This window comes from Nguyenibacter vanlangensis, from assembly GCF_038719015.1.
Classification (GTDB): domain Bacteria; phylum Pseudomonadota; class Alphaproteobacteria; order Acetobacterales; family Acetobacteraceae; genus Gluconacetobacter; species Gluconacetobacter vanlangensis.
The window spans coordinates 540,378-555,980 of record NZ_CP152276.1 but is presented as its reverse complement, the minus strand read 5'-3'; the positions used below and the strand labels follow the sequence as shown (position 1 = coordinate 555,980).

Below are 15,603 nucleotides of genomic sequence, written 5' to 3'. Positions count from 1 at the left end.
CAAGGAAGACGCGGCGCGCGAAATCCGCTAAAGGGGCGGCCCGCCCTCATTCGTCGACAACAGGAAGCCGAGCACGATGGTCCCCCGCTATACCCGCCCCGCCATGGCCGCCATCTGGGCCCCCGAGAACCGGTACCGCATCTGGTTCGAGATCGAGGCCCTGGCGTGCGAGGCCATGGCGCAATACGGCGACGTGCCGGCCGACGCCGCGCGGACGGTCCGGCAGAAGGGCGACGCCGCCATGGCCGCCTTCTCTCAAGCCGACCTCGACCGCATCGATGAAATCGAGGCCGAGACCCGCCACGACGTCATCGCCTTCCTGACCTGGCTGGCCGAGAAGATCGGCCCCGAAAGCCGCTTCGTCCATCTGGGCATGACCTCGTCCGACGTGCTCGACACCTGCCTGTCGGTCCAGATGGTCCAGGCCACCGACATGCTGCTGGCCGATCTCGACGCCGTGCTCGATGCGCTCAGGCGCCGCGCCTTCGAACATAAATACACGCTCACCATCGGCCGCAGCCACGCCATCCATGCCGAGCCCACATCCTTCGGCCTCAAGCTCGCCGGCCATTACGCCGAATTCGCCCGCAACCGCGACCGCCTGCTGCGCGCCCGCGCCGAAATCGCCACCTGCGCCATCTCGGGCGCCGTCGGCACCTACGCCCATGTCGATCCCCGGGTCGAGGAATACGTGGCCGAAAAGCTCGGCCTGACGCCCGAGCCGGTCTCCACCCAGGTCATCCCCCGCGACCGCCACGCCGCCTATTTCTGCACGCTCGCGGTCATCGCCAGCGGCATCGAACGCCTGGCGATCGAAGTCCGCCACCTCCAGCGCTCCGAAGTGCGCGAGGCCGAGGAATTCTTCCACCCGGGCCAGAAGGGCTCGTCGGCCATGCCGCACAAGCGCAACCCGGTGCTGTCGGAAAACCTCACCGGCCTGGCCCGCCTGGTACGCGCCCACGTCATCCCGGCGCTGGAAAACGTCGCCCTGTGGCATGAGCGCGACATCAGCCATTCCTCGGTCGAGCGCAATATCTGCCCCGACGGCACGATCGGGCTCGATTTCGCCCTGGCCCGCCTGGCCGGCATGATGGACAAGCTGGTCGTCTATCCCGACCAGATGCTGGCCAATCTCGAAAGCCTGGGCGGCGTGGTCCATTCCGGCGAGGTGCTGCTGGCCCTGGCCCGCGCGGGCATCCTGCGCGACGACGCGTACCGTATCGTCCAGCGCAACGCCATGGCCACCTGGACCATGCTCGGCAAGCCGGGCGGCCGCAGCTTCCGCGACAATCTCGACGCCGACCCCGAGGTCGCGGGCCGCGTCCCCGCCGCCGTGCTGGACGCCGCCATGGACAGCAACGCCCATCTCGGTGCCCTGGACCGCAGCTTCACCCGCGTGTTCGGCGAACCCGGCCCGGCCCGGGGGTAAATCGGGGGCGCGAGGGACATGTTTCCTGGGGGCATATTTCCCAGGGACATATTTCCCAGGGGCATATTTCCCGGGGACACGTGACCGCGCGCGTGATGCAGTATACAAACTGATATCGTGTGCACCATCGTCCTGTCCCTTGCCCCCGACACCGCCTGGCCGCTCCTGTTCGGCGCCAACCGCGACGAACGGCTCGACCGTCCATGGGACGCGCCCGGCCGCCACTGGCCGGACCGCCCGCAGGTCATCGGCGGCCGTGACCGGCTGGCAGGCGGTTCCTGGCTGGCCATCAACGATTCCGGCGTCGTCGCCGGGGTGATGAACCGCGTCGGCAGCCTCGGCCCTACGCCGGGCAAGCGCTCGCGCGGCGAATTGCCGCTGCTGGCCCTCGACCACCCCACCGCGGCCCAGGCGGCGCGCGCCCTGGCCGCGCTCGATGCCGGGGCCTGGCGCTCGTTCAACATGATCGTCGCCGATCGCCGGGCGGCCTACTACATATCGGGCCTCGGCTACGGCACGCCCGACGTCGCGCAACTCGAACCCGGGGTACACATGGCCGCCACCACCGGGCCGGACGACCTGTCCATCCCGCGGATCGGGCGCCACCTGCCGCGCTTCTGCGACGCCGCACGGCCGCTCCCGCCCGACTGGGCGTCCTGGACGCGTCTGCTCTCCGACCGCACGCTGCCCGCCGGCAGCGAACTCAACATCCCGCCACGCTCGGGCTTCGGCACCTGCAGTTCCTCGGTCATCGGCATCGCCGCCGACCCGGCCGCGCCCGCCTCGTGGCACTTCGCGGCCGGCGCGCCCGATCGCGTCGGCTACGCCCCCGTCATGCTGGATGCGCCCAGCATACCGTAGCCCAGCATACCGTAGCCCGGCATACCGTAACCTGGCACGCCGTCATGTGCTGCCTGCCCCCGAAAAGGGAATGGTATCTTCCGCGACCAATCGTTGCTATGAGGCAGTCGCGTTACAGGGACCTCGCAGGCCCCCTCATCGGACGGATGCCCCGGCATCCTCCACCAGCCGCATGAAGGACGAGTATGGCCCGCCGCCGTCAGCTCTATGAAGGAAAAGCCAAGATCCTCTTCGAGGGTCCGGAACCCGGGACGCTCGTCCAGTATTTCAAGGACGACGCCACCGCCGGCAACGGCGCGAAGAAGGGCGTCATCACCGGCAAGGGTGTGCTGAACAACCGGATCAGCGAACATCTGATGCTGCGGCTGCACGATATCGGCATCCCGACCCATTTCATCCGCCGCCTGAACATGCGCGAGCAATTGATCCGCGAGGTCGAGATCATCCCGCTCGAAGTCGTGGTCCGCAACGTCGCCGCCGGCAGCCTGGCCAAGCGCCTGGGCATCCCCGAAGGCACCCGCCTGCCGCGCACCATCGTCGAATATTACTACAAGAACGACAGCCTGAACGACCCGATGGTCAGCGAGGAGCACATCACCGCCTTCGGCTGGGCCTGCACCCACGACCTGGACGACATGGTGGCGCTGACCATGCGGATCAACGATTTCCTGACCGGCCTGTTCGTCGGCATCGGCATCACCCTGGTCGATTTCAAGCTCGAATTCGGCCGGCTGTGGGAAGGCGAGGAAATGCGCATCGTCCTCGCCGACGAGATCTCGCCCGACAATTGCCGCCTGTGGGACGCCAAGACCAGCGAGAAGCTGGACAAGGACCGCTTCCGCCGCGACATGGGCCGCGTCGAGGAAGCCTATCAGGAAGTGGCCTGGCGGCTCGGCATCCTGCCCGAGGCCACGAATTCCGACATGAAGGGGCCGGAGGTCATGCAATGAAAGTACGCGTCACCGTCATGCTCAAGGAAGGCGTGCTGGACCCGCAGGGCAAGGCCGTCGCCCACGCGCTGCATGTGCTCGGCTTCGCCGGCGTGGGCGAGGTCCGGATCGGCCGGGTCATCGAACTCGACCTCGACGAAACCGATCCCGCCGCCGCGCGTGACAAGGCCGACGCCATGGCCCGCGGCCTGCTGGCCAACCTGGTGATCGAGGATTTCACGACCGAGGTCGTAGCATGACCCGCGACATGACCCGTACCCGCTTCCTCCTTCTCGCCGCGTGCCTCGCCGCCCTGCCGGCCGGCACCGCCATGGCCCAGCGCGTCTCCACGCTGCCCGGCGGCCGCTTCCTCGAAATCTGCGCCCGCCCCCAGGGCGCCGCGGTCTGCGACGCCTATATCGCCGGCCTGGCCGATTCGGTGGCGCTCACCCACGTCTATGACCGCCACCAGGGCGACGCCAACGCGCCGACCGGCTTCTGCATCCCCGCCGGCACCCCCACGCAGGACATGCGCGGCCGTGTCGTCTCCTGGCTGCGCGGCCATTCCGCCCAGCTCTCCAGCCCGGTCGGCGGCCTGGTCTTCACCGCCCTGCATGACGCCTATCCCTGCGGTGGCGGCAAATGAAGGCCGGCATCGTCGTCTTCCCCGGCACGAACCGGGAACGGGACATGGCGATCGCCCTGCGGACGGTCACCGGCCGCGCGCCCGCCATGATCTGGCACCATGACACCGCCCTGCCGGACCTCGATCTGGTGGTCCTGGCCGGCGGCTTCAGCTACGGCGACTATCTGCGCTGCGGCGCCATGGCCGCCCATGCCCCGATCATGGCCGACATCCGGCGCTTCGCCGCCGCCGGGGGCCATATCCTGGGCGTATGCAACGGCTTCCAGATCCTGACCGAGGCCGGGCTGCTGCCGGGCGCGCTGCTGCGCAACGCCGCCCTGCGCTTCCTGTCGCAGGATTGTTACCTGCGCGTCGAACGCGACGACACGCCCTTCACCCGCAAATGGCGGGTGGGCGACGTGTTCCGCACGCCGATGGCCCACGGCGACGGCAACTACATCGCCGATTCCGACACGATCCGCGCGCTCGAGGACGGCAACCGCGTCGCGTTCCGCTACGCGCGGCCCGACGGCCGCGTCGATGCGGGCGATCTGCGGACCAACCCCAACGGCAGCGTGAACGCGATCGCCGGGGTGCTCAGCGAAAACCTGCGCATCTGCGGCATGATGCCGCATCCCGAAGACCTGGTGGACCCGCTGATGGGCGGCGAAGACGGCAAACCCCTGTTCGAGGGGCTGGTGGAGGCTCTGGTCCGATGAGCAGCGCAACGACAAGCAGCGCAACCGGGCAGCGACCCGTCGATCAGGCGATGGCCCGGGAATTCGGACTGACCGCCGACGAATGGGGCAACGTGCTCTCGATCATGGGCCGTACCCCGACCCTGACCGAACTGGGCATCTTCTCGGTCATGTGGTCGGAACATTGTTCCTACAAATCCTCGCGCGTGTGGCTCAAGACCCTGCCCACCACCGCGCCGTGGGTAATCCACGGCCCGGGCGAGAATGCCGGCGTGGTCGATATCGGCCAGGGCCTGGCCGCCATCTTCAAGATGGAAAGCCACAACCACCCCTCCTTCATCGAACCCTACCAGGGCGCGGCGACGGGCGTGGGCGGCATCCTGCGCGACGTCTTCACCATGGGCGCCCGCCCGGTGGCCAACCTCAACGCGCTGCGCTTCGGCGCGCCCGACAATCCGCAGACCCGCCGCATCGTCGATGGCGTGGTGCGCGGCATCGGCGGCTACGGCAATTGCGTCGGCGTCCCCACCGTGGGGGGCGAGATCAATTTCCATCCGGCCTATGACGGCAACCCGCTGGTCAACGCCATGACCGTCGGCGTCGCCCGCCAGGACCGGATCTTCCTCTCCGCGGCGGCGGGGGTGGGCAACCCGGTGGTCTATGTCGGCTCGAAAACCGGCCGCGACGGCATCCACGGCGCCACAATGTCCTCGGCCGAATTCGACGAGGACGCGCTGGCCAAGCGCCCGACGGTGCAGGTCGGCGACCCGTTCGTCGAAAAGCTGCTGATCGAGGCGTGCCTGGAACTGATGGCCACCGACGCCATCGTCGCCATCCAGGACATGGGCGCCGCCGGCCTGACCTCGTCCTCGGTCGAAATGGCCGGCAAGGGCGGGGTGGGCATCGATCTCGACCTCGATACCGTGCCCCAGCGCGAACGCGGCATGTCGGCCTATGAGATGATGCTCTCCGAAAGCCAGGAGCGCATGCTGATCGTCATCCGGCCCGACCGGACCGAACAGGCCCGCGCGATCTTCGAAAAATGGGAACTGGATTTCGCGGTCATCGGCCACCTGACCGACACCGGCCATATCGTGGTCCGTCACCAGGGCCGCGTCGAAGCCGACATCCCGCTCGAACCGCTGGCCGAACAGGCCCCCATCTACCGCCGTCCCACGTCCCCCACGCCGGCCCCCGCGCCGCTGGGCCCGCTCACCGACCCGGTCGGGATCGAACAGGCGCTGATCCGGCTGATCGGCTGCCCGGACCTCGCCTCGCGCGCCTGGGTCTGGAACCAGTACGACAGCACGGTCGGCGGCCAGACGGTCAAGCGCCCCGGCGCCGCCGATGCCGCGATCGTCAGGATCGAGGACACGTCCCTCGGGCTCGCGCTCACCACCGACTGCACCCCGCGCTACTGCAAGGCCGATCCCCGCACCGGCGGCGCCCAGGCGGTGGCCGAGGCCTGGCGCAACATCGTCGCCACCGGCGCCCGTCCGCTGGCGATCACCGACAACCTCAATTTCGGCTCGCCCGAAAAGCCCGAGATCATGGGCCAGTTCATCGCGGCGATCGAAGGCATGGGCGAGGCGTGCCGCGCGCTCGACTTCCCGGTCGTCAGCGGCAACGTCTCCCTCTACAACGAAACCCGCGCCCCCGACGGCAGCACGCTCTCCATCCTGCCGACCCCCGCGATCGGCGGTCTCGGCGTGCTCGACGACGTCTCCCGCGCCGTCGGGCTGTCGATGCCGGCGGACGCGGCACTGGTCCTGGTCGGCGCGACGCGGGGCGAACTCGGCCAGTCCCTCTGGCTGCGCGAAATCCACGGGCGCGAGGACGGGCCGCCGCCCGCGCTGGACCTCGCGGCCGAACGGCGCAACGGCGATTTCGTGCGCGGGCAGATCGAAGCCGGCCACGTGCTGGCCTGCCACGACGTGGCCGATGGCGGGCTGCTGGTCACGCTGGCGGAAATGGTCATGGCCGGAAATGTGGGCTGCGTGCTCGCCGCTCCGCCCTCCGGCATCCGCCCCGAAGCCTTCTGGTTCGCCGAGGACCAGTCGCGCTACGTCGTCGCCGTCCGCGACGAAGACGCCTTCACCGCGTCGGCCGCGGCGGCGGGGGTCGAAACCCGCATCCTCGGCCGCTCCGGCGGCGACGGTTTGACATTGCCCAGCGGCGCCACAATATCGACGGCACGGTTGAACGCGGTCAATTCGGCGTTTTTCCCGGCCTTGATGGACCGTTAGAGCGGATCGTGATCGGGTGGCCTCACCCGATCACGCGAAGATGCTCTACGAAACAACGTTTTAGGGTGCGTCATGACTGGTTTGTCCATCATGACGCGCAGGAGCAATAGCCGATGCCGATGACGGCGCAGGAAATCGAAGCCTATATCCGCACCGCGCTGCCGGACGCCTCGATCAGCATCGAGGACCTGGCCGGGGACGGCGATCACTATGCCTGCACGGTCGTCAGCGAGGCCTTTCGCGGCCTTTCGCGCGTGCGCCAGCACCAGGTTGTCTACGCGGCGCTGCAGGGCCATATGGGCGGCACGCTGCACGCCCTGGCCCTGCAGACCAGCGTGCCCCAGTCCGAATCATAAAAAGTCCGAGTCATAGAAGTCCGGGTCATAAACCCGAATCATAACCCCGTCGCAATCAGGATCGAACGATGGCTGACACAATCACGCAGCGTATCCAGCAAGACATCGATGCCAACCCGGTCATGCTGTACATGAAGGGCACGGCCCAGTTCCCGCAATGCGGCTTCTCGGCCAAAGTGGTCCAGATCCTCGGCCATGTGGGCGTGCCCTTCCAGACCGCCAACGTGCTGGCGGATCCCGAACTGCGCCAGGGCATCAAGGATTTCACCAACTGGCCGACCGTGCCGCAGCTCTATGTCAAGGGCGAGTTCATCGGCGGCTGCGACATCGTGACCGAAATGTTCCTCAGCGGCGAGCTGGAAAAGCTCTTCGCCGAGAAGGGCATCGTGCCGGCCTCGGCCTGACGCGCGCCCATCCCCGGCCCGATCGCCCCCGACCCGATTGCCTCGGGCCCGATCATCTCAGGAAAGCGGGCCGGATCGTTGATCCGGCCCGCTTTTTTTCGTTCCCATCCCAGACAGCCCCTTGTCCCCGCCCGGACATCTCGCGTAGCTTTTGGCCACCGGGTCAAAAAATGGGGTGGTTCATGCGTCGCATCGCAGTCAGGGTCGCAATCGCAAGGGCCGTTTCCTGCATGCTGGGGGCCTGCGTGCTGGGAACCGGCGCCACGCTGCTGGCATCCTCCGCCGCCCACGCCCAGCGCGTCATCACGGATGACGAGGCCGGACGCCTGACCCTGGACGCCCTGACCGCGCCGCCGCCGCCGGTGCGCCACATCGCCTATCACCGCGCCTTCCACGCGTCCTACGGCGTCCCCGCCGCCCACGCCCATGCCTATCGCATGGCCACGCGGCCACGCGCCATCGTCCGCACCGTCGCCTATCATCCGCACGTCGCCGCATCCGGCCGCCACGGGGCATCCAGGGCCGGGGGACATTGGGGGGCCGCGTCGCACGGGGGCCATCACCGGACCTGACGGACCCTGCGCGCCACCCGGCTATTCCAGCCTGAACGCGTCTTCGATCCGGTGCACGGCATCGTCCGCCGTCACCAGCAGAACGTCGAAACGCATCTCCGCATAACGCCAGTGCGGATTGGCCGCGCACAGCGCCGCCGCCGCGTTCATCAGGCGCCCGGCCTGGCGCGCGCCCAGGATCGCGCCTTCGCTGGCCGTCACATCGTCGTCATACAGGGGCCGGCTCTTGACCTCGGCAAACACCAGCATGTCGTCCCGCGCCGCCACCAGGTCGATCTCTCCCCACGCGGTCCGCGCGCGCCGCAGCAGGATCGTCCAGCCCGCATCGCGCAGCCACAGCGCCGCCAGTTGCTCCGCCCGCACCCCCCGGCGATAGGCGCCCGCGCCGCGCGCCCGCCTGCGCCCATCATCATTCATGACGTCGCGTACCACTCCGTCCCCCCATTCCGCCGCATTGCCCGTTCACTGCCCTTTGACCCGTCCCGCTTCACCATGACCCCATGCTGCTGATGTCCTGGCATACGCTCGTCATGCTCGCCCTGGCGGCCCGGGTCTGTGTGGCGGCCTGCGTGACAATGCACGTCCTGCTGAACAAGCGCGAGGTCGGCGCCGCGATCGGCTGGATCGGCATCACGGCGCTGATGCCGTTCACCGGCGGCGCGCTCTATGTCATGTTCGGCATCAATCGCGTGCATCGCCGCGCCCGCAAGCTGATCGGTCGGCAGAGCTGGCACAGCCGCACCGTCTCCTCGCGCTGGAAACGCACCGAAGAAGGCGGCTTCGCGCCGCTGGCCGACATGGTCGGCAAGCTGACCGGCCGCCCGCTCATGAGCGGCAACCTCGTCCAGATGCTCCATGACGGCGACGAAGCCTACCCCCAGATGCTCGACGCGATCGGCGGCGCCGGCAGCTCCGTGCTGCTCTGCTCCTACATCTTCCGCGCCGATGACGCCGGCGACCGGTTCATCGCCGCGCTGATCGCCGCCCATCGCCGGGGGGTCGCGGTGCGCGTGCTGGTCGACGGCATCGGCAGCGGCTATTTCCGCAGCCCGGCCGCCCATGCCCTGCGCCGGGCGGGCGTGCCGGTCGGCCGCTTCATGCACTCCATGCTGCCGTGGCGCATGCCCTTCATCAACATGCGCAACCACAAGAAGATCCTGGTGGTGGATGGCCGCCTCGGCTTCATGGGCGGCCTGAATATCGGCCAGGAAAACCTGGTCGCCCACCACCCCGACCATCCGGTGTCGGACACGCATTTCCGGATCGAAGGCCCGGTCGTCCACCAATTGGCCGAAGCCTTCGCCCAGGACTGGGCCTTTACCACCGGCGAGGACCTGCCGGCCGACCCCTTCTTCCCCGAACTGGCCCCGACCGGCGACGTCCCGGCCCGCATCGTCACCGCCGGCCCGGATTCCGACCTCGAGAAGATCGAATATACGATGCTCCAGGCGATGACGATGGCGCGCCGCTCCATCCGCCTGATGACGCCCTATTTCCTGCCGGGCGAACGGTTCCTGACCGAACTGGCCCTGGCCGCCCTGCGCGGGATCGAGGTCGACATCGTCATGCCCGGCCACAGCAACCATACGCTGATCGACTGGGCCCGCGCCGCCAATCTCCAGCGTTTCCTCGATTCCGGCTGCCGCGTCTGGCAGGCCAGCCCGCCCTTCAACCATTCCAAGCTGATGGTGGTCGACCGCCACTGGACCTTCGTCGGCAGCTCGAATCTCGACGTCCGCAGCCTGCGCCTGAATTTCGAAGTCAATATCGAGGCTTATGACACCGCCACCGCGCGGCTGATCGACGATTTCATCATCACCCACCGCCGTCACCGGCTGACCCATTACGACCTGGACCGCCGCCCCCTGCCGGTCAGGCTGCGCGACGCGGCGGCCCGCCTGCTGCTGCCCTATCTGTGACTGCCTATCTGTGACTACTCGACCGTTCCAGCCGCACGGTGATCGGCCGATGGTCCGACGCGTAGTTCTCCAGCACCCGCGCCTCCCGGCAGGTCAGGCCCCGCACCATGCAGCGATCGATGCGGATCGGCAGCATGTCGACCATCCGGTGGGTCGGCGCGCGCGGCCCCACATCGTGGAAATGCGGCATCAGGGTCGGCCCCACCAGGTTGAAATCCCCCAGCACCGCCGCATGGGCCGGCAGAATCTCGCCCAGCCGACGCAATTGCCGCCGGTTCATGATCTGGCCGTGCGACAGATGCACGTTCGCGACCGTAAAGCCGAAGGTCGAGCACTCGATCATCTGCGCCACCCGGCGCACCAGCGGGCCCGAGGGCAGGGTGCAGGCGACCGGGTGGCGGCGGAACGGGGCAGGGCTCCAGCATGCCACGCCATGAATCCGGCCGGGCAGGGGGCTGCGCGCATAATGGCCGCCGATCAGGCGCGGCAGCGCATCGAAATCCGCCGTCGCCTCCTGCATCAGCAGCAGGTCGGGCCGTTCCTCCGCGACCAGTTGCGCGACGTCGCGCGGCGTGGCGCCGACCAGGCGCAGCAGGTTCCAGCTCACGATCTTGCGCTCGGTGCCATGAGACGTGTGCCCAGGAAGGGCGGACATCGGGGCGACATTCATGACTCGATGAAATTCTCCTCTATCGACCCCGTGTCCCCGGCGGGCGCCTGGCCGTCGGCCGCGAATTCCGCCGTCAGGGTATAGCCCACCCCCAACAGGACCGGACCAAGGAAAATCCCCAGCCCGCCAAAGGTCCACACCCCGCCCAGCACCCCCAGCACCGTCAGCAGATAGGGCAGTTGCGCCCCGCGCGAGATGAACATCGGCCGGATGACGTGGTCGGCGCCGGAAATCACCAGCACCCCATAGACCAGCAGGAAGATCCCCCACCCCATATGGTGCGACACGATCAGCACCAGCGCCCCCGGTATCCAGATCAGCGGCGCGCCGATCGGCAGCACCGCCACGCACGCGGTCATGACGCCGAACAGCACCGGCTCGGGCAGCCCGGTCACCGCGAATCCCAGCCCGGTCAGGATACCCTGCACGATCGCGGTGCCCAGGATGCCGTAGACGGTGCCGCGGATGGTGCGGCCGACGATGCTCAGGATCCGCTCGGCATAGGCTCCGGCAATGCGCCGGATCAGCGCGCAGAAGGTCGCGCCCAGCGCATCGCCCCCCAGCCAGAAGAAGAACGCGATGAACAGCGCCATGCCCAGATTGACCAGCCCGCTGGCGACATGCATCAGCCCGGACAGCATCGACTGCGCGATGCTGCCGGCATAGGGGCGGATGAACCGCTCGGCATGGCCCAGGTCCGTGCTCCACTGGGACCACAGATCCACCAGGTCAGGCCCGACATGCGGAATGCGCGCCAGCCAGGCCGGCGGGGGCGGAAGCTGGATCGACCGCGCCAGGGTGCCGATCAGCCCCTCGATCGTGCCGGGCAGGTCGGCGATGCTGGTGCTCACCACCACCGCCAGCGGCAGGGCGACGACCAGCGCCGTCAGCACGGTCATGCCGATCGCGGCGATCACCGGGCCGGACCGGCGCCGCAGCCGGGCGAAGACCGGCCAGGTCGAAAAGGTCAGGATCGCCGCCCACAGCAGGGCCGACAGGAACGGATAGAGGATGGCACCGCAGCCGAAGGCCACGCCTCCCAGCAACAGCCCCATCATGATGCGCTCGGCCATGCTCTCCCGCCATCGCTCACGCCGCCGGCGGCACTCCGGCGCCCGGCGATCATGTCCCGCTTGACTTCGCCGGGCAAGCGCCCGACCGATAGCCACCAGACCGTTGGATATGGTGCCGCAAAGGACCCCCGCCTATGCATCCTCTGATTTCGCCGGCCGAACTGCTCGCCCGCCTCGACGCGCCCGATCTCGTCACGCTCGACGCCACGATGGCGCTCCCGGGCGAGGATTTCGACCCGGCACAGCGATTCCGGCAGGCGCACATCCCCGGCGCGCGCGCTTTTGATATCGAACTCTTCTCCGATCCCGACGCCACGCTGCCGCACATGATCCCGAGCCAGTCCCGATTCGGCGAACTGGCCCGCGCGCTCGGCCTGTCCGACACGTCCCACATCGTCTTCTACGACCAGGGCAACGCCGCCTCCGCCGCCCGGGCCTGGTGGCTGGCCGGCCTGTTCGGCGCCGATCGGGTCCAGGTGCTCGATGGCGGCCTGCCGGCCTGGCAGCGGGCCGGCGGCCCGGTGGGGCAGGGGGCGCCCGCCACGCCGTCCCCCGGCACCTTCCGCCCCGCGCCGCGCTTCGCGCGCGTCCGCGGCCTGGGTGACATGCGCCATATCGTCGCCGGTCGCGGCGCGCTGATCCTCGACGCCCGCGCCGCCGGCCGCTTCGCCGGCACCACGCCGGAACCGCGCCCCGGGGTCGCCTCGGGCCACATGCCCGGCGCGCGCAACCTGCCTTACGGCACGCTGCTCGATGCCGACAAGGCGTTCCTGCCCGTCCCCGAACTGCGCGCGCGCTTCGCCGCCGCCGGCGTCACCGACGACCGGCCCGTCGTCACCAGTTGCGGCTCGGGCGTCTCCGCCGCCGTACTGTCGCTCGGCCTGGCCCTCTGCGGGCGCGAAGGCGACGCGCTCTATGACGGATCCTGGGCCGAATGGGGCACCACGCCGGGCGCCCCGATCGAGACGGGCGCCGAGACGGGTACCGAGACCCGGGCGGCATGACCGGCATGACCGACCGCCAGGCACTGCATGACGCCGTCTCCCGCGGCTGGCGCCAGATGGGCACGCTGCTCGTCCACCTGGCGCGCGACCTGCCGCCCGACCCGCAGGGCACGCTCGTCAACGCGCCCCCCACGCGCGGCTCGACCGTGCTGTTCCCCACCGTCGCCGACATGAACGAAAACGGCAATCGCCGCTACGATCACGAACTGATCTACGGGGCGATGGGCACGCCGATCCAGCACCAGCTCGAAGCCGCGATCGCGGCGATCGAGGGCGCGCGCCATACCCAGATCGTCTCGTCGGGCCTGGCGGCCTGCTCGACGGCGCTGCTGGGCTTTCTAGGCAAGAACGGCCATTGCCTGCTGCCGGATTCCGTCTATGGGCCGACGCGCCGCTTCGCCAACACGCTGCTCCGCCGCTTCGGGGTCGAGACCAGCTACTACCCCCCCACGATCGACGGCGACGGGCTGTGCGCGCTCATGCGCCCGAACACGCAGATCGTCTTCGCCGAAAGCCCCGGCAGCCACACGTTCGAAGTCCAGGACGTGGCCATGATCGCCGACATCGCGCATGAAGGCGGCGCGCGGCTGGTGCTGGACAATACCTGGGGCATCGGCATCTTCCACCCCTTCGCGCACGGCGTCGACATCTCGATCCAGGCGCTGACCAAATACCCGTCCGGCCATTCGGACAGCATCATCGGCGCGATTTCCGTGGCCGACGACCAGGACTGGCAGGCCCTGCGCGACACCGCCATCCAGCTCGGCCAGCTCGCCGGCCCCGACGATTGCTGGCTGACGCTGCGGGGCCTGCGGACCATGGGCGCGCGGCTCGAACGCCAGTCGCGCAACGCGCTCGACGTGGCCCTCTGGCTGGCCGACCGGCCCGAAATCGCCTGCGTCCTCCACCCGGCCCTGCCATCCTGTCCCGGTCATTACTTATGGAAACGAGATTTTACCGGCGCATCCGCCCTATTCGGGGTCATATTGCGTGACGAATACAGTCAATCATCCATGATATCGATGATAGATTCTTTGACGTTATTTGGAATCGGCGCATCCTGGGGCGGCTATGAAAGCCTGGTCCTGCCGACCACCGGCGGCATCGTTCGCTCGTCCAAACACAACAAAACCCCACATTCCGGTCCCGCCTTCCGCCTGCATATCGGACTGGAAAACCCCGAAGACCTGATCGCCGACCTCTCGAACGGACTGGACGTGCTCAATCAGTGACGATCCGGCCGCCGCAGCCGATATCCCGCCGCCTCCGCGACATGCGCCTGCTGGATATCGTCCTGCCCGGCCAGATCGGCAATCGTCCGCGCCACCCGCAGCAGCCGCGTAAATCCCCGCGCCGAAAGCCGCAGCCGATCCGCCACCCGCACCGCATAGTCCCGCGCCGCCGCCTCGATCGGAAACCGATCCGGCGATGCTTCCGCATTGGTCTGCCCGTCCTGGCGCACCATCTGCCGCTCCCGCGCCACCTCCACCCGCGCCGCAACCACCGCGCTACTCTCACCGGTCGGCAAAGCCGCGAGTTCCCCCGGCGTCACGGGCTCGACATGCACCGCCATGTCCAACCGGTCGAGCATCGGGCCGGAAATCCGCGCCAGATAATCCTCTCCGCACCGCGGCGCCTTACGGCACTCCTGGGCTGCATCGCCCAGATACCCACACCGGCACGGATTCATCGCCGCCACCAGTTGGAAGCGAGCAGGGTAGGTGACGTGGGCGGACGCGCGCGCAACGGTAATCGTCCCGGTTTCAATGGGCTGGCGCAGCGCCTCCAAGGCGCCGCGTGAAAATTCCGGCAATTCGTCGAGAAACAGCACACCACGATGTGCCAGGCTGACCTCGCCCGGTCGGACGCGGCTGCCTCCGCCAACCAAGGCGACCTGGCTCGTGGAATGATGCGGATCCCGAAAAGGCGGACGAAACACCGGCAACCCCATGGGAAGCTGGCCCGCGACACTGTGAATGCGGCTTATCTCGAGGATCTGCGCACTGCTAAGATCCGGCAGCAGCGAAGGCAGGCGCGCAGCCAGCATCGATTTACCGGCCCCGGGCGGTCCCGTCATCAGCAAGGAATGCGCACCCGCCGCAGCGATTTCCAGCGCGCGGCGCGCAGTTTCCATTCCGCGCACGTCCGCCAAGTCGGGTCCCGCGCCGTCAAGATCCAACGGCAGGCGTTCCTGCAACTCGACAGCGGGAAGCACCTGCTCGCCGGTCATATGATTTACCAAGGCAAGCAAGGATTCAGGCGCAAGGATATCCAGCGTTTCGCCCGCCCACCGTGCTTCATGACCCTGTTGCGCCGCGCAGACCAAGGTTCGCGATTGATCCACAGCACACATAGCTGCCGGCAGGACGCCAGGAACAGTGTTTATCCGCCCATCCAAAGATAGCTCGCCAATCGCAGCCAGGCGACCACTCTCTTCGGGAGGAATCACGCCCATTGCAGACAGAAGCGCTAGGGCGATCGGCAGATCGAAATGTGATCCTTCCTTGACGATGTTCGCCGGGGCAAGGTTGACGACGATCCGCTTGGCGGGAAGAGCCAACCCCATGGCCGACAACGCGGCACGAACCCTTTCGCGGGCTTCGGCCACGGCCTTGTCGGCGAGGCCGACTATGAGAAAAGTTGGTAATCCAGACGCGAGTTGTACTTCCACCCGAACGGGTATGGCGTCGATGCCGGAAAGGGCGAACCCCATGACGGTGGATATGTTCATGGCTCGTTTGTAACCGAGAAACCAAAATCAGGCACCCCAGTTGGAACACGTCGCCATAAATTGGCATAATATATGTTATGCGATGT

The 15,603-nt window shown here is 68.1% G+C and carries 17 protein-coding genes; 13 read left to right on the top strand and 4 right to left on the bottom strand.

All coding sequences use genetic code 11. The features are described 5' to 3' along the window. Window positions 1-76 precede the first annotated feature (76 nt). The 10 genes from purB to AAC691_RS02560 all read left to right on the top strand — a co-directional run bounded on the left by purB (window position 77) and on the right by AAC691_RS02560 (window position 8,120). The gene (gene purB / locus AAC691_RS02605; RefSeq protein WP_176641212.1) at window positions 77-1,429 is read left to right on the top strand and encodes an adenylosuccinate lyase; all 1,353 of its coding nucleotides are present in this window, start codon (window positions 77-79) and stop codon (window positions 1,427-1,429) included. Window positions 1,430-1,546: 117 nt separating this feature from the next. Continuing rightward, a complete protein-coding gene (locus AAC691_RS02600) occupies window positions 1,547-2,290 on the top strand; it encodes an NRDE family protein (RefSeq protein WP_342628845.1) in 744 nt (247 codons plus the stop codon). Between the two features lie 185 nt (window positions 2,291-2,475). Next, window positions 2,476-3,240 carry a phosphoribosylaminoimidazolesuccinocarboxamide synthase gene (gene purC / locus AAC691_RS02595; protein WP_176641343.1) on the top strand — a complete coding sequence of 255 codons (765 nt, stop codon included), beginning with the start codon at window positions 2,476-2,478 and terminating at the stop codon, window positions 3,238-3,240. Next, entirely contained in the window at window positions 3,237-3,479 is a 243-nt protein-coding gene (gene purS / locus AAC691_RS02590; RefSeq protein WP_176641344.1) for a phosphoribosylformylglycinamidine synthase subunit PurS, read from the top strand. The genes purC and purS overlap by 4 nt, the downstream gene beginning before the upstream one ends. Before the next feature lie 8 nt (window positions 3,480-3,487). Next, window positions 3,488-3,865: a Rap1a/Tai family immunity protein gene (locus AAC691_RS02585; RefSeq protein WP_342628844.1), complete on the top strand. Its 378-nt coding sequence runs from the start codon at window positions 3,488-3,490 to the stop codon at window positions 3,863-3,865. Further along, window positions 3,862-4,563, top strand: coding sequence for a phosphoribosylformylglycinamidine synthase subunit PurQ (gene purQ / locus AAC691_RS02580; protein WP_342628843.1), 702 nt, complete (start codon window positions 3,862-3,864; stop codon window positions 4,561-4,563). The genes AAC691_RS02585 and purQ overlap by 4 nt, the downstream gene beginning before the upstream one ends. Window positions 4,564-4,613: 50 nt before the next feature. Next, a complete protein-coding gene (purL, locus tag AAC691_RS02575; protein WP_408906090.1) occupies window positions 4,614-6,788 on the top strand; it encodes a phosphoribosylformylglycinamidine synthase subunit PurL in 2,175 nt (724 codons plus the stop codon). Between the two features lie 113 nt (window positions 6,789-6,901). Next, window positions 6,902-7,144 (top strand): BolA family transcriptional regulator, encoded by a 243-nt coding sequence (locus tag AAC691_RS02570; protein ID WP_342628841.1) that lies wholly within the window; start codon window positions 6,902-6,904, stop codon window positions 7,142-7,144. Between the two features lie 68 nt (window positions 7,145-7,212). Next, complete coding sequence (grxD, locus tag AAC691_RS02565; protein WP_176639990.1) at window positions 7,213-7,548, top strand: Grx4 family monothiol glutaredoxin; 336 nt, start codon at window positions 7,213-7,215, stop codon at window positions 7,546-7,548. 182 nt (window positions 7,549-7,730) lie between these two features. Next, entirely contained in the window at window positions 7,731-8,120 is a 390-nt protein-coding gene (locus AAC691_RS02560; RefSeq protein ID WP_342628840.1) for a hypothetical protein, read from the top strand. Window positions 8,121-8,141: 21 nt separating this feature from the next. Here the strand turns inward: AAC691_RS02560 and AAC691_RS02555 are convergent, their stop codons facing one another. Continuing rightward, window positions 8,142-8,537, bottom strand: a complete 396-nt coding sequence (locus AAC691_RS02555; RefSeq protein WP_176639989.1) for a YraN family protein — start codon at window positions 8,535-8,537, stop codon at window positions 8,142-8,144. Between the two features lie 83 nt (window positions 8,538-8,620). Between AAC691_RS02555 and cls the strand changes: the two genes are divergently transcribed. After that, on the top strand, window positions 8,621-10,039 hold the full coding sequence (cls, locus tag AAC691_RS02550) for a cardiolipin synthase (protein ID WP_408906048.1): 1,419 nt from the start codon (window positions 8,621-8,623) through the stop codon (window positions 10,037-10,039). 4 nt (window positions 10,040-10,043) lie between these two features. On the opposite strand, the gene AAC691_RS02545 is transcribed toward cls, so the two are convergent. Both AAC691_RS02545 and AAC691_RS02540 read right to left on the bottom strand, forming a co-directional pair. Beyond that, entirely contained in the window at window positions 10,044-10,694 is a 651-nt protein-coding gene (locus tag AAC691_RS02545; protein WP_342628839.1) for an endonuclease/exonuclease/phosphatase family protein, read from the bottom strand. Between the two features lie 11 nt (window positions 10,695-10,705). After that, window positions 10,706-11,782, bottom strand: a complete 1,077-nt coding sequence (locus AAC691_RS02540) for an AI-2E family transporter (protein WP_342628838.1) — start codon at window positions 11,780-11,782, stop codon at window positions 10,706-10,708. A 134-nt stretch (window positions 11,783-11,916) separates the two neighbouring features. On the opposite strand from AAC691_RS02540, the gene AAC691_RS02535 reads away from it, so the two are divergent. Together AAC691_RS02535 and metC are read left to right on the top strand one after the other, a co-directional pair. Beyond that, window positions 11,917-12,786 (top strand): sulfurtransferase, encoded by an 870-nt coding sequence (locus AAC691_RS02535; RefSeq protein WP_342628837.1) that lies wholly within the window; start codon window positions 11,917-11,919, stop codon window positions 12,784-12,786. A gap of 5 nt (window positions 12,787-12,791) precedes the next feature. Next, a complete protein-coding gene (gene metC, locus AAC691_RS02530) occupies window positions 12,792-14,018 on the top strand; it encodes a cystathionine beta-lyase (RefSeq protein ID WP_342630120.1) in 1,227 nt (408 codons plus the stop codon). Here metC and AAC691_RS02525 read toward each other — a convergent pair. Next, window positions 14,012-15,517 carry a YifB family Mg chelatase-like AAA ATPase gene (locus AAC691_RS02525; protein ID WP_342628836.1) on the bottom strand — a complete coding sequence of 502 codons (1,506 nt, stop codon included), beginning with the start codon at window positions 15,515-15,517 and terminating at the stop codon, window positions 14,012-14,014. The two genes, metC and AAC691_RS02525, sit on opposite strands and share 7 nt — an antisense overlap. Window positions 15,518-15,603: the final 86 nt, after the last annotated feature.

Excerpts from the sequence above, each read along its gene's own strand:
- purB (WP_176641212.1), top strand. The coding sequence starts at position 77 with ATGGTCCCCCGCTATACCCGCCCCGCCATGGCCGCCATCTGGGCCCCC.
- purC (WP_176641343.1), top strand. The coding sequence starts at position 2,476 with ATGGCCCGCCGCCGTCAGCTCTATGAAGGAAAAGCCAAGATCCTCTTC.
- purS (WP_176641344.1), top strand. The coding sequence starts at position 3,237 with ATGAAAGTACGCGTCACCGTCATGCTCAAGGAAGGCGTGCTGGACCCG.
- AAC691_RS02585 (WP_342628844.1), top strand. The coding sequence starts at position 3,488 with ATGACCCGTACCCGCTTCCTCCTTCTCGCCGCGTGCCTCGCCGCCCTG.
- purQ (WP_342628843.1), top strand. The coding sequence starts at position 3,862 with ATGAAGGCCGGCATCGTCGTCTTCCCCGGCACGAACCGGGAACGGGAC.
- purL (WP_408906090.1), top strand. The coding sequence starts at position 4,614 with ATGGCCCGGGAATTCGGACTGACCGCCGACGAATGGGGCAACGTGCTC.
- AAC691_RS02570 (WP_342628841.1), top strand. The coding sequence starts at position 6,902 with ATGCCGATGACGGCGCAGGAAATCGAAGCCTATATCCGCACCGCGCTG.
- grxD (WP_176639990.1), top strand. The coding sequence starts at position 7,213 with ATGGCTGACACAATCACGCAGCGTATCCAGCAAGACATCGATGCCAAC.
- AAC691_RS02560 (WP_342628840.1), top strand. The coding sequence starts at position 7,731 with ATGCGTCGCATCGCAGTCAGGGTCGCAATCGCAAGGGCCGTTTCCTGC.
- AAC691_RS02555 (WP_176639989.1), bottom strand. The coding sequence starts at position 8,537 with ATGAATGATGATGGGCGCAGGCGGGCGCGCGGCGCGGGCGCCTATCGC.
- cls (WP_408906048.1), top strand. The coding sequence starts at position 8,621 with ATGCTGCTGATGTCCTGGCATACGCTCGTCATGCTCGCCCTGGCGGCC.
- AAC691_RS02545 (WP_342628839.1), bottom strand. The coding sequence starts at position 10,694 with ATGTCCGCCCTTCCTGGGCACACGTCTCATGGCACCGAGCGCAAGATC.
- AAC691_RS02540 (WP_342628838.1), bottom strand. The coding sequence starts at position 11,782 with ATGGCCGAGCGCATCATGATGGGGCTGTTGCTGGGAGGCGTGGCCTTC.
- AAC691_RS02535 (WP_342628837.1), top strand. The coding sequence starts at position 11,917 with ATGCATCCTCTGATTTCGCCGGCCGAACTGCTCGCCCGCCTCGACGCG.
- metC (WP_342630120.1), top strand. The coding sequence starts at position 12,792 with ATGACCGACCGCCAGGCACTGCATGACGCCGTCTCCCGCGGCTGGCGC.
- AAC691_RS02525 (WP_342628836.1), bottom strand. The coding sequence starts at position 15,517 with ATGAACATATCCACCGTCATGGGGTTCGCCCTTTCCGGCATCGACGCC.